The organism is Yoonia sp. KMU-150 (assembly GCF_056858355.1).
On sequence record NZ_JBXEQF010000001.1, the window covers coordinates 639,645 to 663,203 of the forward strand.

The 23,559-nt window shown below is 62.3% G+C and carries 25 protein-coding genes; 17 read left to right on the top strand and 8 right to left on the bottom strand.

Features of this window, described 5'->3' with window-relative positions; all coding sequences use genetic code 11:
* Nucleotides 1-58: 58 nt before the first annotated feature.
* The 3 genes from AC04PH_RS02850 to AC04PH_RS02860 form a co-directional block, all read right to left on the bottom strand.
* A complete protein-coding gene (locus tag AC04PH_RS02850; protein ID WP_483064231.1) occupies nt 59-1,618 on the bottom strand; it encodes a calcium-binding protein in 1,560 nt (519 codons plus the stop codon).
* 180 nt (nt 1,619-1,798) lie between these two features.
* The gene (locus AC04PH_RS02855) at nt 1,799-2,098 is read right to left on the bottom strand and encodes a DUF1244 domain-containing protein (RefSeq protein ID WP_483066138.1); all 300 of its coding nucleotides are present in this window, start codon (nt 2,096-2,098) and stop codon (nt 1,799-1,801) included.
* A 32-nt stretch (nt 2,099-2,130) separates the two neighbouring features.
* Nucleotides 2,131-2,868: an N-formylglutamate amidohydrolase gene (locus AC04PH_RS02860; protein WP_483064232.1), complete on the bottom strand. Its 738-nt coding sequence runs from the start codon at nt 2,866-2,868 to the stop codon at nt 2,131-2,133.
* A gap of 125 nt (nt 2,869-2,993) precedes the next feature.
* Between AC04PH_RS02860 and pyk the strand changes: the two genes are divergently transcribed.
* The 4 genes from pyk (at nt 2,994) to rplT (ending at nt 5,392) form a co-directional block, all read left to right on the top strand.
* The gene (pyk, locus tag AC04PH_RS02865) at nt 2,994-4,442 is read left to right on the top strand and encodes a pyruvate kinase (RefSeq protein ID WP_483064233.1); all 1,449 of its coding nucleotides are present in this window, start codon (nt 2,994-2,996) and stop codon (nt 4,440-4,442) included.
* A 37-nt stretch (nt 4,443-4,479) separates the two neighbouring features.
* Nucleotides 4,480-4,701: a hypothetical protein gene (locus tag AC04PH_RS02870; protein WP_483064234.1), complete on the top strand. Its 222-nt coding sequence runs from the start codon at nt 4,480-4,482 to the stop codon at nt 4,699-4,701.
* A 112-nt stretch (nt 4,702-4,813) separates the two neighbouring features.
* Complete coding sequence (gene rpmI, locus AC04PH_RS02875) at nt 4,814-5,014, top strand: 50S ribosomal protein L35 (RefSeq protein ID WP_483064235.1); 201 nt, start codon at nt 4,814-4,816, stop codon at nt 5,012-5,014.
* Between the two features lie 12 nt (nt 5,015-5,026).
* Nucleotides 5,027-5,392, top strand: coding sequence for a 50S ribosomal protein L20 (rplT, locus tag AC04PH_RS02880; protein ID WP_483064236.1), 366 nt, complete (start codon nt 5,027-5,029; stop codon nt 5,390-5,392).
* A gap of 83 nt (nt 5,393-5,475) precedes the next feature.
* Here the strand turns inward: rplT and AC04PH_RS02885 are convergent, their stop codons facing one another.
* Nucleotides 5,476-6,276 (bottom strand): hypothetical protein, encoded by an 801-nt coding sequence (locus AC04PH_RS02885; RefSeq protein ID WP_483064237.1) that lies wholly within the window; start codon nt 6,274-6,276, stop codon nt 5,476-5,478.
* 455 nt (nt 6,277-6,731) lie between these two features.
* Nucleotides 6,732-7,580, bottom strand: coding sequence for a hypothetical protein (locus tag AC04PH_RS02890; RefSeq protein ID WP_483064238.1), 849 nt, complete (start codon nt 7,578-7,580; stop codon nt 6,732-6,734).
* Between the two features lie 134 nt (nt 7,581-7,714).
* Here AC04PH_RS02890 and AC04PH_RS02895 point away from each other — a divergent pair, with 134 nt between their 5' ends.
* The 8 genes from AC04PH_RS02895 to AC04PH_RS02930 all read left to right on the top strand — a co-directional run bounded on the left by AC04PH_RS02895 (nt 7,715) and on the right by AC04PH_RS02930 (nt 15,299).
* Nucleotides 7,715-8,578 carry a mechanosensitive ion channel family protein gene (locus tag AC04PH_RS02895; RefSeq protein WP_483064239.1) on the top strand — a complete coding sequence of 288 codons (864 nt, stop codon included), beginning with the start codon at nt 7,715-7,717 and terminating at the stop codon, nt 8,576-8,578.
* Nucleotides 8,579-8,695: 117 nt separating this feature from the next.
* On the top strand, nt 8,696-9,769 hold the full coding sequence (pheS, locus tag AC04PH_RS02900) for a phenylalanine--tRNA ligase subunit alpha (RefSeq protein WP_483064240.1): 1,074 nt from the start codon (nt 8,696-8,698) through the stop codon (nt 9,767-9,769).
* Nucleotides 9,766-10,296, top strand: a complete 531-nt coding sequence (locus AC04PH_RS02905; protein ID WP_483064241.1) for a hypothetical protein — start codon at nt 9,766-9,768, stop codon at nt 10,294-10,296. Before pheS ends, AC04PH_RS02905 begins: the two co-directional genes overlap by 4 nt.
* A gap of 21 nt (nt 10,297-10,317) precedes the next feature.
* The gene (locus tag AC04PH_RS02910; RefSeq protein ID WP_483064242.1) at nt 10,318-10,746 is read left to right on the top strand and encodes an ASCH domain-containing protein; all 429 of its coding nucleotides are present in this window, start codon (nt 10,318-10,320) and stop codon (nt 10,744-10,746) included.
* Between the two features lie 359 nt (nt 10,747-11,105).
* Nucleotides 11,106-11,924, top strand: coding sequence for a CE1 family esterase (locus AC04PH_RS02915; RefSeq protein ID WP_483064243.1), 819 nt, complete (start codon nt 11,106-11,108; stop codon nt 11,922-11,924).
* Nucleotides 11,925-11,987: 63 nt separating this feature from the next.
* The gene (gene pheT, locus AC04PH_RS02920; protein ID WP_483064244.1) at nt 11,988-14,381 is read left to right on the top strand and encodes a phenylalanine--tRNA ligase subunit beta; all 2,394 of its coding nucleotides are present in this window, start codon (nt 11,988-11,990) and stop codon (nt 14,379-14,381) included.
* Between the two features lie 46 nt (nt 14,382-14,427).
* Nucleotides 14,428-14,868, top strand: a complete 441-nt coding sequence (locus AC04PH_RS02925; RefSeq protein ID WP_483064245.1) for a YtoQ family protein — start codon at nt 14,428-14,430, stop codon at nt 14,866-14,868.
* Entirely contained in the window at nt 14,865-15,299 is a 435-nt protein-coding gene (locus tag AC04PH_RS02930) for a hypothetical protein (RefSeq protein ID WP_483064246.1), read from the top strand. The genes AC04PH_RS02925 and AC04PH_RS02930 overlap by 4 nt, the downstream gene beginning before the upstream one ends.
* Before the next feature lie 30 nt (nt 15,300-15,329).
* Here the strand turns inward: AC04PH_RS02930 and AC04PH_RS02935 are convergent, their stop codons facing one another.
* The gene (locus tag AC04PH_RS02935; protein ID WP_483064247.1) at nt 15,330-16,028 is read right to left on the bottom strand and encodes a glutathione S-transferase family protein; all 699 of its coding nucleotides are present in this window, start codon (nt 16,026-16,028) and stop codon (nt 15,330-15,332) included.
* Nucleotides 16,029-16,192: 164 nt separating this feature from the next.
* On the opposite strand from AC04PH_RS02935, the gene mscL reads away from it, so the two are divergent.
* Nucleotides 16,193-16,621 carry a large conductance mechanosensitive channel protein MscL gene (mscL, locus tag AC04PH_RS02940; protein WP_483064248.1) on the top strand — a complete coding sequence of 143 codons (429 nt, stop codon included), beginning with the start codon at nt 16,193-16,195 and terminating at the stop codon, nt 16,619-16,621.
* 54 nt (nt 16,622-16,675) lie between these two features.
* Here the strand turns inward: mscL and ald are convergent, their stop codons facing one another.
* Nucleotides 16,676-17,794 carry an alanine dehydrogenase gene (gene ald / locus AC04PH_RS02945; RefSeq protein WP_483064249.1) on the bottom strand — a complete coding sequence of 373 codons (1,119 nt, stop codon included), beginning with the start codon at nt 17,792-17,794 and terminating at the stop codon, nt 16,676-16,678.
* Between the two features lie 134 nt (nt 17,795-17,928).
* Between ald and AC04PH_RS02950 the strand changes: the two genes are divergently transcribed.
* Nucleotides 17,929-18,387, top strand: coding sequence for an Lrp/AsnC family transcriptional regulator (locus AC04PH_RS02950; protein WP_483064250.1), 459 nt, complete (start codon nt 17,929-17,931; stop codon nt 18,385-18,387).
* A gap of 52 nt (nt 18,388-18,439) precedes the next feature.
* On the opposite strand, the gene AC04PH_RS02955 is transcribed toward AC04PH_RS02950, so the two are convergent.
* Entirely contained in the window at nt 18,440-20,035 is a 1,596-nt protein-coding gene (locus AC04PH_RS02955; RefSeq protein ID WP_483064251.1) for a GMC family oxidoreductase, read from the bottom strand.
* A 138-nt stretch (nt 20,036-20,173) separates the two neighbouring features.
* Between AC04PH_RS02955 and AC04PH_RS02960 the strand changes: the two genes are divergently transcribed.
* From AC04PH_RS02960 to AC04PH_RS02970, 3 genes are all read left to right on the top strand, one after another.
* Nucleotides 20,174-21,406: a TRAP transporter substrate-binding protein gene (locus tag AC04PH_RS02960; RefSeq protein WP_483064252.1), complete on the top strand. Its 1,233-nt coding sequence runs from the start codon at nt 20,174-20,176 to the stop codon at nt 21,404-21,406.
* A gap of 118 nt (nt 21,407-21,524) precedes the next feature.
* Entirely contained in the window at nt 21,525-22,193 is a 669-nt protein-coding gene (locus AC04PH_RS02965) for a TRAP transporter small permease (RefSeq protein ID WP_483064253.1), read from the top strand.
* A complete protein-coding gene (locus AC04PH_RS02970; RefSeq protein WP_483064254.1) occupies nt 22,193-23,551 on the top strand; it encodes a TRAP transporter large permease in 1,359 nt (452 codons plus the stop codon). Before AC04PH_RS02965 ends, AC04PH_RS02970 begins: the two co-directional genes overlap by 1 nt.
* Nucleotides 23,552-23,559: the final 8 nt, after the last annotated feature.

Sequence of the window (23,559 nt, forward strand, 5' to 3'; positions counted from 1 at the left end):
CCAATGAAAAGGGCCGCACCCATTGGATGCGGCCTTCGTCATGTGCTGACGGAAACCGTCAGATCGTCGCGCTTTGCGTGACGATGATGTCGCCCACATTGACATCCTGCGGGTCCACCCCGCGCAGGAAAAAGACCACCGTGTCGCCATAGAAGACTTCGGTACCGCTGTTGTCTGCCGTTCCCGCGGCAAAGACCGCCGGTGGCACGCCGGGCGTCGCCGTGTCGTCGACAGGACGGACCACGATTTCCAGCGCCTCGGTCTGCGGATCGAAGTCTGTGACGATGATCGGGTCGCTGGTCACGTCGCGCAGGATGTTCGTGAACCCGTCGGTCTCGCCGCCGCCGGTGAACGTATCGCCGTTATCACCGACCAGCACGTCATTGCCGCGCCCGCCGTCCGCGGTGTCCGGCGTATCGCCCACCGTATCGTCGGTGATCAGCAGATCGCGGCCAAATCCGCCGCTCAGGCTGTCGGTGCCGTTGTTGCCGCCAAGGATATCGTCGCCAAGGCTGCCGAGCAGTACATCATCGCCGCCGCCACCGACGACGATATCGTCGCCGTCCCCGGCCTGCACGCGGATGTCCTGATCGTCGGGGCTGCTGACGAACCCGGGTGGTGGTGCGACTGAAATCCGGTCGTCGCCGTCTCCGGCAAAGACGGCGTCCTGCCCGGCATCGGCAAGGAGCGTGTCGGCTTCATCCGTGCCGAAAAGCGGGTTCTCGAAGTTGCCGCCGCTGGCTTCGCCTGACGCGCCTGCCGTACCGCCGGCCATCTGGTCGAAGGCACCTGCCGGTACCTCGGTCAAGCCCTGCAGAACCACGACCACCTGATCGTCGAGCAGGACATTGGTATCCGCACCGTTCTCGGCCAGCGCCGTGCTGATGCGGTTCATGTCGGCGGGGCCTTCGCCCGGCATCCGGATCAAAAGCGTTTCACCCTCTTCAAAGTCTGTGATCACCGCAGGCCCGGCCGTACCGCTGATCTCTACGTCGAAGATATCGTCGCCTTCACCGCCGCTCAGGATATCGCCGTCGTTGGCGCGCAGCACATCGTCGCCCGTACCGCCGAAGAGCGTGTCGACAGACCCCTGGTCGATCGCCGCATCGCGACCGGACAGGATATCGTCCCCGGCGTCGCCGAACAGCGTGTTCGATCCCAGAATGTCGATGATCCGGTCGTCACCTTCGCCACCGCTGATCCGGTCATCGCCTGCGGCGGGCGATCCGCTAGGCTGGAGCGCCAGACCCGCAAAGGCCTGATCGTTGGTCGCGGTATCGTCACCTGCGCCAAGGTCGATCACGTCGTCGCCGGCCTCGCCCGCGACGGTATCGTCACCGTCGCCTGTCGAGATCACATCGTCTCCGGCACCCGCGACGACCGCGTCATCACCACCCAGCCCGGTTATGGTGTCAGCGCCGGGCGTGCCCTGGCCAAAGCCGCCCTCCGCGGAGATGTCGATCATCTGACCGATAGGCATCGGCTGCACCGGCGTCTCGCCACCGTCGCCTTGCCCGGCGGTGCCGCTCCCGGAGCCTTCTCCGTCATCGTCGGAACTGTCGTCAAAAATCAAAAAGCCCAGACCGAGCAGCAGCAATACAGGCAGCAAGAATTCCATCGTCATCGTCCCCAGAAAACCGAAAGCAAAATATCGGGACCCAAACGCACGAAATCGCGGCGCATGGACCCGCCCATCGCAATTGAATGTGCGGGGTGGGCCGTTGTCAAGAAATCGCAAACACTGGTGCCGGAACGGCGATAACCACCCTGAAACCGGACCACTGTTGCCGGATCGGCATCAATCCTTCGGGTGACTCTTGTCGAACGCTGCCTGCGCCGCGGCAGAGGCGTCCGTCTGGTGCAGGGCCTTCCAATCCGCGAAAGGCATGCCGTAGAAAATCTCGCGGGCCTCGTCCTTATCCATGGCGATGCCGCGGGCATTGGCGGCCTCCTGATACCAGCGCGACAGGCAGTTCCGGCAGAACCCGGCGAGGTTCATCATGTCGATATTCTGCGCATCCGGCCGTTTGTTCATCAGATGGTCGCGCAACGTGCGAAAGGCCGCGGCTTCCAGTTCGATTTGTGTCTGTTCGTCGATCTTGTCCAAGGTGGTCTCCTTTTTCGGGTCGGTCACAGGCCGCTTTCGGTCAGAACGTCCTGCAGGATCGGGGCCAGCCGCGCCGCCCACAGCGCCTGACCGGCGTCGTCGGCGATCAGGTCGTTGCGCAACTCGATCAGCACGTTGGGCCGCTGAAACGGCGTGGCATGCCGGTCGATGGCATCGCCGGGAAAATAGCCGACATAGGGTGCGTTGTCGCCGGTGCACCAGCCCTGCGCGCGGCAGGCGTCCAGCATCGGTCGCGCCAGCCTGTCGTCAGCGGCGTAAAGGATACCGATCTCCCAAGGGCGGCGCGGCCGGCCGCGCAACTGCGGTGTAAAACTGTGCACCGCGCAAATCACCGTGTCGTCACGCCGGGCCGCCAGTGTCGCATAGGCATCGTGGTAGGGGCGATAAAGCCGGTCCAGCCGGTCACCGATGTCCTGCGCCGTGGCATGCCGGTTCGCGGGAATGATCGTGCCATCGTAAAGCCGCATCATCAGTGTCGGGTCGTCCTCGCCCCGGTTCGGGTCGATGACCAGCCGCGAGAACTGCGACAGGATTGCAGGCCCGCCGAGAAGCCGAGCCAGATGCGTCGACAACCCCGCCGCCCCGATATCGTATGCGATATGCCGGTCCATATCCGCACCGGGCAGTCCCAGATCGCCGCCGTTGATCCAGCCGGGCACATGGTTGCTGGCGTGGTCGCAAGCCACCAGCCAGCGCCCGGGCCGATCCGCACCGTCTATGATATAGGCAGGTCTTGTCATATTGGCTTCATTCCATCCCGCTACCGCATAGGCCAGTTGTGACCGGATTGGAATTGCGCAATAAGGGCCGCAACCGCTTTGTTACCGCTAACGCCACATGCCATGTCACCGGAAGGACCCGTTTCATGAGACGCCACCGCAATGTCAAAATCGTCGCCACCCTTGGCCCGGCTTCCAATGACTACGAAATGATCCGCAAGCTGGTCGAGGCCGGTGCCGATGTGTTCCGCCTGAACATGAGCCACGGCGACCACGCGGAAATCAAGGTGCGTCACGAGATCATCCGCCAGGTCGAAAAGGACCTCGACACGCCCATCGCCATCCTGGCCGACCTGCAGGGTCCGAAACTGCGCGTCGGAGTATTCGCCAATGACGACGGCGAGGAACTGGAGCCGGGTGCATCGTTTCGGCTCGATCTCGACGACACGCCCGGCGACGCGACCCGCGTGCAACTGCCGCACAAGGAAATCTTCGACGCGCTCGAACCCGGCGCGCACCTGCTGGTGAACGACGGCAAGATCAAGCTGCGGGTCACCGACTGCAGCGCCAAGCACGCAGATTGCGAGGTCATCGTCGGCGGCACGATTTCCAACCGCAAGGGTGTGAACGTGCCCGACGTGGTTCTGCCATTGGCTGCGCTGTCCGACAAGGACCGCAAGGACCTCGATTTCGTCTGCGATTTGGGTGTCGACTGGCTGGCCCTGTCCTTCGTGCAACGCCCCGCCGACGTGGAAGATGCGCGCACACTGGCCAAGGGCCGCGCGGCCCTGCTGTCCAAGATCGAAAAGCCTGCGGCTGTGAAATCCTTCGACGACATCCTCAAGGTCTCCGACGGTATCATGGTCGCCCGTGGCGATCTGGGCGTCGAGCTGCCGGTGCAGAACGTCCCGCCGATCCAAAAGCAGCTGGTCCGCAAGTGCCGCGCCGCCGCCAAGCCGGTGATCGTGGCGACGCAGATGCTCGAATCCATGATCGAATCCCCGATGCCCACGCGCGCTGAAGTGTCCGACGTCGCCACCGCCATCTACGAAGGCGCCGACGCGATCATGCTGTCGGCCGAATCCGCCGCCGGCTCCTACCCGGTGGAGGCCGTGACCACGATGAACAACGTCGCGGCAGAGGTCGAGGCCGACCCCACCTATACCGAAATCATCGAGGCGTCACGCCGCGCCACCCGCACGACCGTCGCCGACGGCATCGTCGCCGCCGCGCGCGAGATCGCCGAAACCACCGACGTCAAGGCGATCTGCTGTTTCTCGCAATCGGGCACCACGGCACTTCTGGTATCGCGCGAACGGCCCCGCGTGCCGATCATCGCGCTGACCAGCCACCGTTCCACCGCACGCCGGTTGTGCCTGTCGTGGGGGACCAACTGCGTGGTCACAGGCTCCGTCAACCGCTTCAAGGATGCGGTCATCGGGGCGGTGCGCGCGACGTTGAAAGAAGAGCTTGCGACAGAGGACGACATGATCGTCGTGACCGCCGGTGTGCCCTTCAACACACCCGGTTCGACCAACATCCTGCGCGTGGCACCCTGCGCGGAAAGATTGATTTACGCCGCCGATCCAGAGTAGCGTCCCGGCAATAATAATTGTCCGGGGATTTTGCAGTATGGATACCGACACAATTTTTGTCCTGGGCGCGATCATCGCGGTCTTCGCCATTCCGGCCGTCATCAGCGCGTTTCTCGACGGGCGCGCGCCGCGCGTGCCGGCCGTCATCGTTCTGATCGGGGCGGTCATGATCGGCTACGCCATCAATCAGCGCCCGGGTGCCTACAACTTCGACACGCTGCCGGACGTCTTTGTGCGCGTCGTGGGCAATCTGTTCTAGGAATCACTTGTCAGTCTGACGATCCGCGCCTATACGGCGCACTCTATCCGCGCGTCCGGCCGATATGGCATGCCGAGTCGCGTTCAACGACCGCACTTTACAGGAGACGGAAATGCCGAAAATGAAGACGAAATCGAGCTGCAAAAAGCGGTTCAAGATGACGGCCTCGGGCCGCATCAAGGCGGGTCAGGCCGGCAAACGCCACGGCATGATCAAGCGCTCCAACAAATTCATCCGTGACGCTCGCGGCACGACCCTTCTCGCCAAGGCTGATGAAAAGATCATCAAGCCGATGATGCCCTACGCGCGCTAAGGAGAGTTTGATATGTCACGTACCAAAGGTGGAACCGTCGCTCATCGCCGTCACAAGAAGGTTCTTGACGCGGCCAAAGGTTACTACGACCGTCGCTCCAAGACCTTCAAGGTCGCCAAGCAGGCCGTCGACAAGGCGAACCAGTACGCAACCCGCGACCGTCACAACCGCAAGCGCAACTTCCGCGCCCTGTGGATCCAGCGGATCAACGCCGGTGTCCGTTCGGTCGACGAGACCCTGAACTATTCCAAGTTCATCAACGGCCTGACGCTTGCGGGCATCGAGGTCGACCGCAAGGTCCTCGCCGACCTCGCCGTGCACGAGCCGGAAGCGTTTGCCGCCATCGTCGGCAAGGCGAAAGACGCGCTGCCTGCATAAGGCCGGTTGCTTTACGGATAATGAATGGGCCACCCGTCACGGGTGGCCCTTTTCAATTGTAACCGGGACATCCGGAACGACGATCAATGACCGCCCGCAAGCGCGCCGACTTCGATGCCGCCTCCAAATCCAAAACTGTGATCGACGAGAATACCCGCAACGGCTTCGTCCCCTCCACCGGCAATCAGACCGCGATATTCGCCCTCTGTGATCGAGGTGGCGAGACCGACATACGTAATTTCACCGCCTGACGTGTCCGTCGTGAATGCACCGTTGGCGTCGATGACCGCAGCGTTAAGTATAAGATCAGCGACCGTCACATCGGCCCCGTCAATAGGTGGCGGCATATTCCGTTCCCGATCACGGGCCTCGCGATTGATCACCGCACCGCTGACTGTGCCGGCAGCGAAATCGAAATCGAGCCGTCCATCGCCGATAATCAGCATAGTGACATCGGCCTCGGTGCCGGCCTGCAATACGCTCTGATAGGTCCCTGTCACGGTTGCCGTTCCGCGCGTCGGCACCTCGGCGGGCGCAAGACGGCGCATCGCGACGGTCGGGCCGCCAGACAGCGTTGCTGGATCGGGCCGGAAAAGCGTGACTTCGCTGCTATCCGTGCTGCTGATGAAAAGCCCACTTTGCGGTGAAGCGGTGCCCTGTGTCGCGACAAAGCTGCCATTGTCAAAAAGCGGCAGCGGTATCGTCTCGATCGTCCGCCCGCCTGCTTCGACCGTGAAAGTACCCGGTGCAGCCCCCGGCACCACGGTCGTGCTACGTCCGCCGATGTCAGTATCGAAGGCAGCGAAATTTTGGGTCGATTCACTTGAACCGCTGCAAGCCGCAAGAAACAGTGAAGCCACAACGATAGTATTTGCAGTATGCATTGGACCGTCCTTCCACTTTGACGATAGCAGCCACGCACCGCTCAAGTCAAAACCGGCAAACGACCAATGGATATCCTCACCATCCAATGCCCGTATAAGGCACCGCTTTCGTTGGGTTCTTGGCCCGTTCCGCTAAGTCCGCTGCAATGTTGCTGACAGTAATGATCGGATCATGAAAGACGCCGCCACCCAACCTCCCGAAACGGTCGCCGACCCCTTCGTCTGGCCCGCGCCATTCCACGCAGCGTCTATCTCGACAGCGATTTCCTGACACTGGAGCACGACCTGTCTTCGCGCGCGTTTGGGACCATGCCGGTCCGATCACGACCCCGAACGCCGATCTCTCCCGCGAGGGCTATCGCCTATGCAACTCCGCTGCGATGTCTGGGAAGGGCCGGGTGATGGTCACGCTCGACCACGCACCCGGCCCGCACTGGCGCCTGACCGTCAGCGCCTCAGCGGCTGCTCACAAATCCGCCCAGCTCGGAATAGGGCGCGTTGTTGATGCTGTGCTCGATCCGGACGAACCCGGCAATGTCCTGACTTTCCGGTCCCGCGACATATCCGGTCATGGTGCCGGTCCCCGTGTCCCATCCGGCTGCATTCACCTCTCCTCCGGTCAGGCTCGTCCCGACTCGGCCGTCGTTGCTGATACCGCCATTTGCGAAAACCACATCGGTCGCGTCGACATTGAACGGCGTGTTGCTCGTGAGGCTCATCATCTGGCGGTTGGTGATGCCGCCGCTGATGCTGCGCGCGGCAAAGTCCGCAGTAATCGCCACGTCGCCGCTTGTGCGCTGCAATTGAAATCCGCTCTCGTCCGTGATGATCCCGGTATAGTCACCTTCATAGACCGCGCTGCCGGTCGCGGCGAGGGCATTGCCCGCCTCCGTGAACCGCGAGACCGCCACGCCGACGTTCTGACCAAGAGCCGGCGGCAGATAGACGAGCGCCGCCTGACTGTGTTCGGTCCGGTTGATCGTGATGAGACTGTCCCGATCCGCAACGCGGTAGGCCGTCGCGTCGCCGACATCGAGCGTGTCGTCCCGGCTGAACGTCTGCGGCACACCGCCGTTGCCACCTTCGAAGCTGGCCGGCAGCGGAGTGCCTAACGATGGTACGTTGACCGAACTGCCGCTGCCAAGGCCGAAACTGTTGGTCGGTGTGAACGGCCCCGCGACGGTATCGCGCATGGTATCGTCCATTTCCATATCCATATCATCCATCTCCATCGTGGAGGACCCGCCGCCGGAACAGGCGGCAAGGGCCGCGCACAAAAGTGGTGGAAAAACTTGCAGTCGCATGATGTAACCTCGTCGTTGAAACTGCATGAAACGTGCCGGTCTGTGACGCATGGATCATCACCCAACTGGGTGACGGCGAACGAAAATTTGGATGAAAAAGGGGACCCGACCGCGTGGAACCAGTCCGAATATTGATGACCCAACTGCGCGAGATTGTACGCGCGTCCATCGAACTCCTGCCGCAACTGGCTGTCGCCATCGTCGTCATTGTCCTGACCTGGCTGGTCAGCAAGGGCGCATCCGCCATCCTGCGCCGCTCCCTGTCGCGCACCAAGCTGCGGCCCAGCCTCAAGGAACTGTTCCAGCTTTTGCTGTCGATCCTGATCTGGGTGCTGGGTCTGATGATCGCCGCCGTGATCCTGTTCCCCGGCCTGACCCCCGCCAGCATCCTCGCCGGTCTGGGCATCGGGTCCGTCGCCATCGGGTTCGCCTTCAAGGACGTGTTCGAAAACTTCCTCGCGGGCATCATCATCCTGTTCCGCCGCGAAATGCGGATCGGCGATTTCATCGAATGCGAGGATATCGAAGGCAAGGTCGAACATATCGCCATCCGCGAAAGCCACATCCTGCAAACCGACGGCCAGCTTGTGATCGTCCCGAATTCGATCTTGTTCAAGAATCCGGTCGTGATCCGCACCCATCAGGATCAGCGCCGCGTCACGATCATCTGCGGCGTCGCCTATGACGAGGATGTGGACCAGTCGCGTGACGTCATTACAAACGCCGTGCAGTCCTGTGACACCGTCATCACCGATGGCAAGCCGATCCAGATTTTCGCGCAGGCCTTCGGCGCCTCCTCGATTGATTTCGAGGTAACATGGTGGACCGGCTCCAAACCGGTCGAGGTGCGCAAATCCCGCGATCAGGTCGTCGCCGCCGTGAAGCGCGCGCTGGATGATGCCGGTATCGAAATCCCGTTCCCCTACCGCACGCTCACCTTCAAGGAACCGCTGCCGGTGCAATCGCTGCCTGACAGGGAGGACGAGAAAGGCGACTGACCGGTGCACGTGCGGTGCACGCCCGGTGCACGCGTTTCATACACCGCTTTCGCGGCCAAACTTGCAACCGCGCCCGCCTTTCGCTAACCCCGCGAGGACACATGCAAGAGGCGCGCCATGGACGATCTCAAATCCAAATACCTGACCCTGATCGCCGACGCCGGTGACGAGGCCGCGTTGGAAAACCTGCGTGTGCAGGCCCTTGGCAAGAAGGGCGAAATCAGCCTGCAAATGCGCGAACTGGGCAAGATGTCGCCCGAGGAACGCCAGACCGCAGGCCCCGCGCTCAACGCCCTGAAGAACGAGATCAACTCCGCCCTGATCGCCAGAAAAACCGCCCTTGGCGATGCCGCGCTCGACGAACGCCTGCGCGGTGAATGGCTCGACGTGACCCTGCCGTCCCGTCGCCGCCCCGCCGGAACGATCCACCCGATTTCACAGGTGACGGAAGAGGTTACGGCGATCTTTGCCGACATGGGATTCGCCGTGGCGGAAGGCCCGCAGATCGAAAGCGACTGGTATAATTTCGACGCGCTCAACATCCCCGGCCACCACCCCGCGCGGGCCGAGATGGACACGTTCTATACCCACCGCAAGGACGGCGACAATCGCCCGCCGCACGTGCTGCGCACCCACACATCCCCCGTGCAAATCCGCGCGATGGAGGCGCAGGGCGCGCCTATCCGCATCATCTGCCCCGGCCGCGTCTATCGCGCCGACTACGACCAGACCCACACCCCAATGTTCCATCAGGTCGAGGGGTTGGCCATCGACACCGACATTTCGATGGCGAACCTGAAATGGTGTCTTGAGGAATTCGTCAAAGCCTTCTTCGAGGTCGATAACGTCGAACTCCGCTTCCGCGCCTCCCACTTCCCCTTCACCGAACCCTCTGCAGAGGTCGACATCCGCTGCTCATGGGAAGGCGGCACGCTGAAAGTGGGCGAGGGCGACGACTGGCTGGAAATCCTCGGCTCCGGCATGGTCCACCCCAAGGTGCTGGAGGCCGCGGGCGTCGACGCCACCAAATACCAGGGCTTCGCCTTCGGCGTCGGCATCGACCGCATCGCGATGCTGAAATACGGCATCCCCGACCTGCGCGCGTTCTTCGACAGCGACCTGCGCTGGCTGCGCCACTACGGCTTCCGCGCGCTGGATGTGCCGGAACTGGCGGGGGGGTTGAGTGGGTGACGGCTGCAAACTGGATAACTCTGATTGTCCCAATTGTAGGATTGATTGGTGGCGCGCTGATTTACGTGCTTCAGAAACAAATTGATCGTGCTAACGAAATCAGCCGTGAACGACGTGAACTATATCGGAATGCCGCTGTCTTGCTTGAACGCGTCAATCAACAACTCTCAACCAACGATCCTGACGAAACGCAGCAAATTGAAGCTATTCGTGCGCTAGAAGTCACGATTGCAGAAATTCAAGTTGCTTGCCCAGATCCAGTCGCTGAGGCTTGGGTTGATATCCCGAAACTCGTCTCCGATTTGCAGCTTGAGCAACAAAAATTTGGTACCGATTTCCAAGAAGTAGAAGCGGGTTACGACGCATTCGTACTTGCTATAGACAAATATGAAAGTGGTAGAGCAATAGCACTCCAAGCAATGCGCAAAGACACTTACGGTGAGACAAGGATTACTCTGGAGCACATTCTTCAAGCAATGTCAGAAATGGCAAAGATACAAGCGCGGATGCTAGGTTTCTTGCGGTAGATTTATGTACATCATGTAACAATGACCAACAACATCGAAGATCTGCAAGACACCTACCCCGGCGCCGGCACGTTCAAATTCGGCGACTCCGCCGCGCTCTGTCAGCACCTGATCGCCCTCGTGCGCCAAGGCAAGAAAACCGCCACCTGCGGGGCCGCGCGGGACTTCGAAGATGAACCCGAGACGATGCCCGTCGTCGGCCGCTGCGATATCGCGGCGAACTGGGACGGCACGCCCGCTCTGGTGATCCGCACCACGAAAGTCGAGACTGTCCGCTTCTGCGACGTGACCGAGGAGATGGCACTGGCCGAAGGCGAGAACGACGCGCTGGTCGGCTGGCGCAAGGACCACAAGGCGTTCTTCAAACGCAACGGCGGCTGGGACCCGGAAATGCCGCTGATCTTCGAACACTTCGAACTGGTCGAGGATCTGGCCGGGCGGGAGCTGTAGCGGCGGATCAGGCTGTTGTCGCGGCGCAGGTCCAGCTTGCGAATGTCGGTGACATGCACCGCCCGTCCGCACCCCAGACGCTGCATCGCGGTCTTGCCCTGACAGCTTTCCGCACTGCGATAGAAATCGTGCACAAGTGTCGGCAGTGCCGCGATATTCAGCCGCTGCCCGTGAAGGGCTGCTGCGACGAGCAGCAGCAGGGACGCGACGATCCCCAGTCTGACAGGTGATGCAAACATGCCGACGATTCCTTCGCGCAGGACACATCCCGCAGATCGCATATCATTGCGTCCGATTTATGGCCGACGCCCACAATCATGTGACGTGACAGTCGCGCCCGACCGTTTAGAAGGGACGCCATGATCGTCCTCATCATCATCTTTCTGTTCCTCGGCACTGCCGCCCCGGCGCAGACCAACCCCGACAGCATCCTGCCCGGCAATCCCTGCCACGGGCGCGATGCGCCTTGCGCGCTGGACGGGCGGGAATACCATGTGAAGGAACCCGATGGCTGGGACGGCGTCAGCCCGCTGCCGGTGCTGCTGCATTTCCACGGCTGGGCGCGCACCGGGGCGGTGCCGGTCTATCACGGGCGGATTTCCGGGGCGACGCGGCGGCGCGGCGTGCTGCTGGTGGCCCCCACGGGGCTGAACAAGACCTGGAACTTCCGCCAGAACGGCAGCTATGACGTGGCCTTCGCCGATGCCGTCATGGCCGATGTCGCCGCACGTTACCCTATCGACACAAGTCACATCTACGTCTCCGGTTACTCCTACGGCGCGCTCATGGCCTGGCGCTACGCCTGCGAAAGCGGCGATGGCGTGGCCGCGATGCTGTCCATCAGCGCCGCCTACAACAGCCTGTCCTGCGATCAGGCCCCGACCGAGGTGCGCAGCGTGTATGGCCTGCGCGACACCGTGCTCGACTTCCCCATGGGGCCGGGCGGCGATACGACGCAACCGGTGCGGCTGTGGCGCGACCTGTTCGACTGTGCCGAGGCAGGAACGCCCGCCGGTGACTGGGCCGCGACCGATATCCGCACCTTCACCCGCGCGCGCTGGGACTGTGGCGACCGCGCCGTGATCCTCGACCTGCATCCGGGCGGCCACCTGATTCCGCGCGGCTGGATCGCGCGGCAGCTGGACGAACTGCTGGGCCTGCCCAACCGCTATCCATAGCTTTCCCCCCGCTAGCCGATGCGCTAGGACGTGTCCGACACATCTGATGGACGGACCCGACCCATGAAATTCACGCTTTCCTGGCTGAAATCGCACCTTGAGACCGACGCCTCGGTCGATGAAATCGCCGACGCGCTCACCGATCTGGGGTTGGAGGTCGAGGGGATCGAGAACCCCATAGCCAAGCTGTCCGATTTCACCATCGGCCACGTCGAAAGCGCCGAAAAGCACCCCGACGCCGACAAGTTGAAGGTCTGTCAGGTGAATACCGCGCAGGGCATGACGCAGATCATCTGTGGCGCCCCCAATGCGCGGGCCGGCATCACCGTCGTGATCGCCAGCCCTGGCACCTATGTCCCCGGCATCGACACGACCATCGGCGTGGGCAAGATCCGCGGCATCGAAAGCCACGGCATGATGTGTTCCGAACGCGAGATGGAACTGTCCGAAGAACACGACGGCATCATCGAATTGCCTTCGGGCGAGGTCGGGCAGAGCTTTGCCGACTGGCTGGCGCAGAACGATCCCGCCAAGGTCGATCCGGTGATCGAAATTGCGATCACCCCCAACCGCCCTGACGCGTTGGGCGTGCGGGGCGTGGCGCGTGATCTGGCCGCACGTGGATTAGGCACGCTGAAACCGCTGGGCGTCGATCCGGTGCCTGCGGCCTTCACGTCCGACCTGACCGTCAGCATTGCCGACGACACGCTGGACGGCTGCCCTCTGTTCACGGGCCGGCTGATCCGGGGCGTGAAGAACGGGCCGAGCCCCGACTGGTTGCAGGCGCAGTTGCGCGCCATCGGGTTGCGCCCGATTTCCTTCCTCGTCGATGTCACCAACTGGTTCACCTACGACCTGAACCGCCCGCTGCACGTCTTCGACGCCGACAAGGTGGCGGGCAACCTGCGGGTGCATCGCGCCGTGGGCGGCGAGACGATCACCGCGCTGGACGACAAGACATATAAGATGCAGGCGGGCCAGATGGTCATTTCCGATGACAATGGCCCCGAAAGCATCGCCGGGATCATGGGTGGGCTGGACACCGGCTGCACTGTGGAGACGGTCAACGTCTTCGTCGAAAGCGCCTACTGGGATCCGGTTCAGATTGCGTATACGGGCCGCGCGCTCAAGATCAATTCTGACGCCCGTTACCGGTTCGAGCGTGGGGTGGACCCGGCCTTTACACCCGAAGGGTTGGAGCACGCCGTGCGGATGATCGTGGACCACGCGGGTGGCGAGGCGTCGGAGATGATCGTCGCCGGGGCCGTGCCTGACACCGATCGCGCCTACCGTCTGGACACCGATCGCGTCGTGTCGCTCGTGGGTATGGAAATCCCCGCCGACACGCAGCGCGCGACGCTGGAAGCATTGGGATTCACCCTCGACGGTGACATGGCGCATGTGCCATCCTGGCGGCCCGACGTGCAGGGCGAGGCCGATCTGGTGGAAGAGGTTGCGCGCATCGCGTCGCTGACAAAGCTGAAAGGCAAACCACTGCCGCGCAAACCCGGTGTGCCGAAGCCCGTGCTGACGCCGATGCAACTGCGCACCCGCGCGGCCAAGCGGACGGCGGCGGCGCTGGGCTACAACGAATGCGTGACCTACAGCTTCATCGACGCGGCTGCGGCCACGCTGTTCGGCAGCGGTGACGACGCGACGATGCTGGAAAACCCGATCTCTGCCGATCTGTCGCACATGCGCCCTGGCCTGCTGCCCGGCCTGTTGCGGGCGGCGGCGCGCAATCAGGCGCGCGGCTTTGCCGATATGGCGCTGTTCGAGGCGGGTGACGCCTTCCACGGCGGAGAACCGGGCGAGCAGCACCTGCAGGTGGCAGGCATTCTGGTCGGTCGCACCGGGCCAAAGGATGTCCGGGGCGAGTCCCGCGCCGTGGACGTGTTCGACGCCAAGGCGGATGCAGAGGCGATTCTCGCCACCATCGGCGCGCCTGCTAAGGTGCAGATCCTGCGCGGTGGCGAGGGCTGGTGGCATCCGGGCCGCCACGGGCGCATCTGTCTCGGGCCGAAAAAGGTGCTGGGTGTGTTCGGCGAAATCCACCCGAAAATCCTGCGCGAGATGGATGTGAAGGGACCGGTCGTCGGCTTCACGATCTACCCGGCAGAGGTGCCGCTGCCGCGCAGCAAGACCGCCACGCGCCCCGCGCTGGAGGCGACCGATTTGCAAGCGGTGGAGCGCGACTTTGCCTTTGTCGTCGACGCGGACGTCGAGGCGTTGACGCTGGTGAACGCCGCCGCCGGGGCCGACAAGGCGCTGATCGCGGATGTGCGGGTGTTCGACGAATTCATCGGCGGGTCGCTGGGCGAGGGCAAGAAATCGCTCGCCGTGACGGTGCGGTTGCAGCCGAGAGAGGCCACGCTGAAAGACAAGGAGATCGAGGCGGTTGCCGCCAGGATCGTCGAGAAGGTAAGCAAGGCCACGGGCGGTGTGCTGCGTGGCTGATCTTGGATTTGAGTATTTTGTGCAAGGTAATGAGGAACGTAGCGCGATGAAAATCTATCTGTCCGGTGAAATCCATACCGACTGGCGCGACAAAATTATCGACGGCGCGGCGGGGCTGGATGTGATCTTCACCGCACCCGTCACGGACCACGCCGCGTCCGACGATTGCGGCGTGGCGATCATGGGCGCGGAGGACAGCAAGTTCTGGCATGACCACAAAGGGGCAAAGCTGAACGCGATCCGCACCCGCAAGGCGATTGCGGATGCCGATATCGTCGTCGTGCGCTTCGGTGACAAATACAAGCAGTGGAACGCGGCCTTCGATGCGGGCTATGCCGCGGCACTTGGCAAGTCGCTGATCGTCATGCACGGGTCCGACCATCAGCACGCGCTGAAAGAGGTCGATGCCGCCGCGCTTGCCGTCGTGGAAACACCGGAGCAGGTCGTGCATATCCTGCGCTACGTGCAGGATGGCACGCTGCCATGATGCGCCGGATTCTCATCGCGCTGGTATTGGCGGGTCTGCCGCCTTTCGCCCATGCGCAAACCTATTCGAACGCGGCGCGATACCTCATGGCAGAGGAAATCGCAGCGGGCTGTGACGGAGCGGGCCGATTTTTACCTGAAGGTGCTGTCGAGCGTGACCTCGATGGAGATGGCCGTCCCGATCTGATGCTGTCGCATGACGGCCTGATCTGCGCCGGTGGCGACCGCAGCCTGAGCGGCTTTTGTGGCGTGCAGGTCTGCACCGTGAAAATCTATCTGCGCCGTGGCCAGCTATTGAAACTCGAAGAGGAACTTCTGGGTGGCGGTGTCACGCTCGGCTCTGGCGATCGCCCCGTGATTTCGGGCTATGCGCATGGCGGCGCGCCGTGGTCGCTGCGCTGGAGCGGCAGCGGCTTTGCATTGGGAGAGTGACCGGGGCCGATGTGGCCCCGGTCATCCGGATCAGGCGGGCCGCGCCGGGATGTTCTTGGCCTTGTCCACGGCGGGGCGGGCGTAGAAACGGTCGACGTAACCGGGCACGTTCTTAAGATCGTCGAAGCCCACGTCGTCCTTCACGCCGTAGAAATTCAGCGCGTTCAGCCAAGGTGCGATGGCCATGTCGGCGATGGAATAATCACCCGCGATCCAGTCGCGACCCGCAAGCGCACCGTCGAGGACCGACAGCAGGCGCTTGGCCTCGTCCAAGTAGCGCTGACGGGGCCGGGGGTCTTCGATATCCTTGCCCGCGAACTTCGTGAAGAAGCCAAGCTGCCCGAACATCGGCCCGACGCCGCCCATCTGGAACATCAGCCATTGCGTGATATGCGCCTTTTCGGTCGCGGTGGTGCCGATGAACTTGCCGGATTTTTCCGCCAGATAGAGCAGGATCGCACCGCTTTCCCAAAGGCCCACGGGGCCGTCGGGGCCATTAGGGTCGATGATCGCGGGAATCTTGTTGTTGGGGTTGAGCGACAGGAACGCATCGCTTTTCACGTCGTCGTCCGACAGCGTGACCAGGTGGGGTTCATAGGCCAGCCCCATCTCCTCCAGCGCGATGGAGGCCTTGACGCCGTTCGGTGTCGGAAAGGCATAAAGCTGGATGACCGACGAGTCCTTGGCGGGCCAGCGCTGTGTGATGGGGAATTGGGAAAGATCGGCCATGATATGGCTCCTGTATGAGGTCCGGGTTGCGTCAGAACCAACCTAAGGGGAAACAATCGTAAAAAAAGCCATGGTTCTGTGACGATATCGCGCTAATGATGTGCGCGAGCGCGCAGGGCGGCATCAGATCGGCGGCGTGCAACCACACACAGAAGGGACATATCGTGATTCAAGAATTCAAGGATTTCATCGCCAAGGGCAATGTCATGGACATGGCCGTCGGTATCATCATCGGTGCCGCGTTCACCGCAATCGTCACGTCGCTGGTCGGCGACCTGATCAACCCGATCATCGCGCTGTTCACCGGCGGGATGGATTTCTCGGGTTGGTTCTATGTACTGGGTGACGGCGAATGCGCCTCGGTCGCGGCCTGTACCGAAGCCGGTATTTCGGTCTTTGCCGTCGGTAACTTCCTGATGGCGATCATCAACTTCCTGATCATCGCCTTTGTGGTGTTCATGCTGGTCAAGATGGTCAACCGGGTGAAGGCCGCCGCAGAGAAGCCGGAAGACGTGGCACCCGAGGTCGACACCGGCCCGTCGGAGCTGGATGTGCTGCTGGAAATCCGCGACTCGCTGAAGGCCGGTCGGTAACGTCCACCGCCCCCGCATTGCAAAGGCCCGCCGGTTTGGCGGGCCTTTTTCGTTTCAGAGTTTCAGCGCTTTCTGCGGCGACATGACACTGAGGCCCAGTGCCTTGCCCACGGCGTAATAGGTCAAATGCCCCGCGTGCACGTTCAGCCCGTTCAGCAGATGCGCGTCATCCTCGCAGGCCTGTTTCCAACCCTTGTCGGCCAGGGCCAGCATGAAGGGCATCGTGGCGTTGCCCAGTGCGATGGTCGATGTGCGCGCTACCGCGCCGGGCATGTTGGCCACGCAGTAGTGCATGATGCCGTCGACGTCATAGACCGGGTCCTGATGCGTTGTGGCTTTCGACGTTTCGAAACAACCGCCCTGGTCGATGGCCACGTCCACAAGGGCCGCACCCGGTTTCAGATCGGCCAGTTGATCGCGCGAGATCAGCTTGGGTGCGGCAGCACCGGGCACCAGCACAGCGCCGATGATCATGTCTGCGGCCACGGCCAGGTCGTGGGTATTGCCCGCGCTGGCGTAGGAGGTCTTGAACTGTCCGCCGAACATATCGTCCAGATAGCGCAGCCGCGTCAAAGAGCGGTCGAGCACGGTGACATCCGCGCCCATACCGGCGGCGATCCGCGCCGCATGGGTGCCGACGACGCCGCCACCGATCACGACGACGCGGGCAGGGCCGACACCGGGCACGCCGCCCATCAGCACGCCACGCCCGCCGTTAGCCTTTTGCAGGGTCCACGCGCCCACCTGCGGCGCAAGACGGCCCGCGACCTCTGACATGGGGGCCAGCAGCGGCAGGCCGCCGCGGTCGTCTGTGACGGTTTCATAGGCGATGCAGGTGGCACCGGATGCAATCAGGTCATGGGTCTGGTCGGGATCGGGCGCCAGATGCAGATAGGTGAACAGTATCTGCCCTTCGCGCAGCATCTTGCGCTCGGGCGCCTGCGGTTCTTTCACCTTCACGATCATGTCGGCGCTGGCGAAAATTTCCTCCGCCGTGTCGATGATCGTGGCACCTGCCGCGACATAGTCCTCGTCCGGGAAACCGGCCCCGACGCCCGCAGCCGTCTCGATGCTGACACTGTGGCCATGAGCCACGGCCTCGCGCGCGGCGTTGGGTGTCATGCCGACGCGAAATTCCTGTGGTTTGATTTCCTTGGGGCAACCGATGTGCATGACGAATCCTCCTGCGTTTGCGGTATTGTGGCGCAGCTCACGCGCAATTGCAGGGGCGATTTCATTGCATGTTAGCGTGATCATTCGTAGGGTTTTGCGCAGAAGCCGCATTTGCCCGAAGGAATCTGCGCAAAATGGAGATCGACAGCCTTGATCGGCGTATTCTGGAGGTGCTGCAACGCAGCGGGCGTATGTCGAATGCCGATCTTGCGGAAAAGGTGAGCCTGTCCGCCTCGGCCTGCCACAGGCGCGTGCAGCGGCTGGAAAAGGTGGGCATCATCCGCGACTACGTGGCGCTGCTGGACACCCGCAAGATGGGCCGCCCGACGACGGTGTTCGTAGAGATCACGCTGTCGGGGCAGGCGGACGAGGTGCTGGACGCCTTCGAGCGCGCGGTGGCGCGCATCCCCGACGTTCTGGAATGTCACCTGATGGCGGGCAGCGCGGATTACCTGCTCAAGGTCGTGGCAGGCGACACCGAAGATTTCGCGCGCATCCATCGGCAGTTTCTGGCGCGGTTGCCGGGGGTTGCGCAGATGCAGTCGTCCTTTGCGTTGCGTACGGTGCGGCAGACGACGGCGCTTCCGGTCTAACGGCACAAATCCTTGCAGAGGATTTTGGGTCAGACTTTCGATGAAAGTCTGCCTAACGGCTCGCCAGGATCAGATCGCTCGCTTTTTCGCCGATCATGATCGCCGGGGCGTTGGTGTTGCCGGACACGATTTCCGGCATGATCGCGCAATCCGCCACGCGCAACCCCGCGATGCCATGCACCTTGAGGTCCTGATCGACGACGGTGTTCGGCCCCTTGCCCATTTTGCAGGTGCCCGTGGGGTGGTAAATCGACGCGGTGTTGTTGCGCGCCCAATCCAGCGTGGCGTCATAGTCGTCCATGTCCAGATCGGGGTTCGGGCGGTATTCCTCTGAAATCTTCGAGGTCAGTGGCGCGTGGCGCGCGATGGTGCGAGCGATGTTCACGCCGGCCACGATGGTGCGGCAGTCGGTTTCCGTCGACAGGTAGTTCGGGATGATTTTCGGATAGGTCAGCGGGTCCGGCCCGTTCAATCGGATTTCGCCACGGCTTTCGGGGCGCAACTGGCAGACCGACATGGTGAAGGCACTGAACGGGTCCGCCCCGCGCCCCGGATTTTCCGCAGACAGCGGCTGCACGTGAAACTGGATATCCGGCGTTTCGACATCTTCGCGGGTCTTCATGAAACCGGTGGCAAGTGATGCCGCCATGGTCATCGGACCCGCGCGGAACATGATATATTTCAGGCCGATCTTGGCCTGGTTGAATATGCCGCGCACTTCGTCGTTCAGCGTCGGTTCGTTGCATTTATAGACCAGCCGGGCCTGCAGATGGTCCTGCATGTTCTTGCCCACCGCAGGCAGGTCCCTGACGACCGCGACACCGTTGTCCTGCAACTGCTGCGCCTCGCCGATGCCCGACATCATCAGGATCTGCGGCGATCCGATGGCACCGCTCGACAGGATCACCTCTGCGGCAGCGTGCACCGTCTGCACCGTCCCGGTCTTGTCACGGTAGGAAACACCGGTGGCGCGTCCGTTCTCTATGATCACCTTCTGCACCTGCGCGTGGGTGATGATCGTCAGGTTGTCGCGCGATTTGACCGGGTTGAGGTAGGCCACCGCGGCGGAACAACGCCGCCCGTTGCGGGTGGTCAGCTGGAAATATCCCACGCCTTCCTGTGTCGCTCCGTTGTAATCGGGGTTGAACGGGTAGCCAGCGGCCTGCGCCGCCGCCACCCAGGCATCGCAAATCGGGCGCTGAATACGCATATTGCTGACCGACAGCGGCCCCTGATCGCCGTGAAATTCATCGGCACCGCGTTCGTTGCATTCCGCGCGCTTGAACAGCGGCAAGACATCGTCCCACGCCCAGCCGGTGTTGCCCATCTGCGCCCAGCGGTCGTAATCCTGCGGCTGCCCGCGCACGTAAAGCAATCCGTTGAGCGACGACGATCCGCCCAGCACCTTGCCGCGCGGCCAGTCGATCGACCGGCCGTTCAACCCGGGATCGGGCTCGGTCTTGTAGCACCAGTCGACGGACGGGTTGTGGATCGTCTTGAAGTAGCCGACAGGCACGTGAATCCACGGATTGAGGTCGCGGCCACCGGCCTCCAGCAGGACGACGCGGTTCTTGGGGTCGGCGCTGAGCCGGTTTGCGATGACACAGCCCGCAGAGCCGGCGCCCACAATCACAAAATCGGCATTCATGGCGATCCCCCGTTCGCTGCTCGGCACGCCGTCGTCCCGAATGTGAAAAAAAGTCTATGCAGAACGTCTGTCTCATACTAGTCTTTTTTTGAAACTATAAGTCTCATTAATTGAGATCACACCAAGGGAGGAACTATAATGAGTGTTGGCAACAAGCTGAGCCGCATCAATCGGCGCGATCTTTTCAAGCTCGCCGGACAATACGGGATGAGCAGCACGCTGATGGCGGCGGGCACGTTCGGCGGGGCGATGAGCCTTGCAAACTTGGCCTCTGCGGCGGAATCGACCTATGAGCGCCGCTTTGCGAAAGAGGCCAAGCACACGCTGAAGTTCGGTGCCGCCGGCTTCAATGCGCGCAACCTTCTGATCGAGCGTGCGGGTGCCCTCGAATTCGCCCGCGACCTCGAAGCACGGACGGATGGAGAGATTCGGATCGAGTTCATCGGCGACAACCAGATTTGCGGTCAGACATCGTGCGTGGAGAAAACCCAGCAGGGGATCGTGGATATCTATGCCGCCTCGACGCAGAACTCTGCCGGTGGCGCGCCTTACCTAAACGTGCTGGACTATGCCTATATGTTCCGTAGCCGTGCGGATCAGTACCACTTCCTCTATCACCCCAAGTCGGTCGAACTGCTGCGTGACCCCTATGAAAAGCGCCATGGCCTGAAATTCCTGTTCAGCCACGCCGAACTGCGGGGCATCCAGTTGGGACTGGCCTGGGAAGACAAGGAAACCGTCACGTCCATCGAACAGCTTTTCGGCACCAAGAACCGCGTGACCGGCACGCAGCTGGGCCGGATCGCGATGCAGGCGCTGAACCTGAACCCGGTGCCGGTGGCCTGGGAAGAAACGCTCGACGGTCTGCGTCAAGGCCTGATCGACGGGGCCGAAACATGGGCGTCCGCCGTGGCCTACGCCGGTATGTCGCCGGTGGTGTCGCAGTGCGTCGACCTGCGGTTCTTCTGCGGGACAGAGCACACGGCGATGTCGGCTTCCGTCTTCGACGGGCTGGAAGGCTATCTGCAGGACGCCGTGATGGAGTCCTCCTACTGGGCGCAGACCCACGTGCAGGCCGCCAACGAGGCCGCGCTGGTCAACACGGTCGGCTTCTCCACGCCGCAGCTCGATGGCACGATGTTCAAGGAAAACAACGTGCGTCTGGCGACGCTGTCGGATGCGGAAATCCGCAAGGCCGAGGAAATGTGTTCGCCCGAATTCCAGCCGCAACTGTGGGAACAGTGGCGCGAGCGGATCAACGGCTGGCAGGGTGGTGCCGACACCTACCAGGAGATATACGACATCGCCCGCGAGATCGACGCCGACACGCTGGCCGAAAACGTCGAGCCACGCCGCTGGTGGAAAGGCTAAACGCCACACGCGTCATCGGGACCGGCCCTTGTTACGGGGCCGGTCTTGCCGTCTTATGGAACGATAGGTCCCAGGGGCCCTGCATCCTGCAGGAGGGACAACCGAGGGAGGAGCGGCCATGTCACTGTGGTCCGAAGCGATTGGTGTCGTCACAGCCATGTCCAGCAACGACAGCTGGGAAATCAGCACGGCGTTGAAGACGAACGGGGCGTGGCTGGCCGGAACGATCCTGACAATCGGCGGCGGTCTTCTGATCGTGCTGATCTACCGTCTCGTGCCGTTTCTGGAACGCCATCTTGAGCGGTCCATCATGGTTTACAGCTACCTTGCCATCGCCGTGATCATCTTCGTGGAGGTCATCCGGCGTTTCGTCTTTTCCGTGCAGGCCCCGTGGTCCACGACCTTTCCGCCGGTGCTGTTCCTCGTGATGACGTGGTTCGGCTGTTCCTACAATATCAAGCTGCGGACGCATCTGGCGTTCAACGAATTCCGCACCAAGATGCCGCGCGCGGGGCAGATGTTCTGCCTGACGCTGGACGCGGTGCTTTGGCTGGGCTTCTGTATCATCGTCGTGGTGACCGCCTCGCGGGTCACGGCGCAATCGGCCTCCAACTTCCAGATTCTGGAAGGAACCGATAACTTTCTGAAATGGTGGTTCCTGATCACCGTGCCCATCGCCTTCATGATGATGGCGGGGCGGGTGCTGCAGAACTGGTTCACCGACATCGCCAAATTCCGCTCGGGCGAGGTGATGATCGAACAGGCCGTGATCGGGGGAGACGTATAATGGATATCTCGACCTGGATCACGCTGATTTCCGTCGGTGTCACCGTGCTGTTCATGCTGGGTGTGCCGGTTTTCCTCGTCATCGGCTACTGGGTGATCGGCACCACCTTCGTGCTGGGACAGACGCTCGACAACGTCGGCGCGGAACTGGCCAACGTCTTCGTCAAGGGCTTTGCACTGCTGGCGATGCCGCTGTTCATCCTGACCGGGGACCTGATCAACCAGTCCGGTATCGCGCGGCGATTGTCCGATTTCGCCTATTCCTGCCTGGGCTGGCTGCGCGGCGGTCTGGCGATGGCCTCTATCGGGGCCTGTGGCCTGTTTGCCGCGATCTCCGGCTCCAACTCCGCCACGACGGCGACCATCGGGTCGATGCTGCACCCCGAAATGGTCAAGGGGGGCTATGACGAACGGTTTTCCGCGGCCACGGCGGCTGCGGGCGGCACGGTGGGTATCATCATTCCGCCGTCGATCATCTTCATCGTCTATGGCTACCTGATGAACCTGTCGATTTCCGACCTGTTCATCGCGGGCATCGTGCCCGGCGCGCTGATGGTGCTGGCGATGATGACCGCGGCCTTCATCATCTGCACCCTGAACGGCTGGGGCTACCTGATCCCGCTGCAACTGACCCGCATCCTGAAAACGGCGTTCGGCGCATGGCTCGGGTTCTTCGCCATCGGGCTGGTGCTTTACGGCATTTACACCGGCAAGTTTTCCCCGACAGAGGCGGCGGCGGTGACCGTCGGTTTCTGTCTCATCGTTGGGCTGATCTGTTATCCGCTCAACAAGGTGATGCATAACGACGCCGACACCCCGGTCGAGCAAAAGGGCTATCGCGACATGGTCGTCGTCGAAGGCTTCAAGCTGACGCAGGTGCCCAGCATCGTGATGCGGTCCGCACAGATCACCGGCATCCTCGCGCCACTGATCGGCATTTCCGTGGTCATGCAGCAGAACCTGTCGCTGCTGGGCGCGCAAGAAGTGATCGGTGGCTTCGTGCGGGGTATGGGCGGATACTACGCGGTGCTCTTCACTTCGATGATCATCGTCTTCGTCGCGGGTATGATCCTGGAATCGCTGCCGGTGACGATCATCCTCGCGCCGATCCTCGCCCCCATCGCGGCGTCGGTCGGTGTCGATCCGATCCACTTTTCGGTGATCTTCCTTGTCGGTGCCTCCATCGGGTTCATAACGCCACCCTACGGGCTGAATCTTTACGTGGCGTCCGGTGTCACGGGTGTTCCGTATTTCAGGTTGCTGCGCTACACCGTGCCGTATCTGGTCGCGCTGATTTCGGTCTGGGTGATCGTATCGCTGACCCCGGCGCTGGCGCTGATGCTGATACCCGCGATCTGACGGAGCAC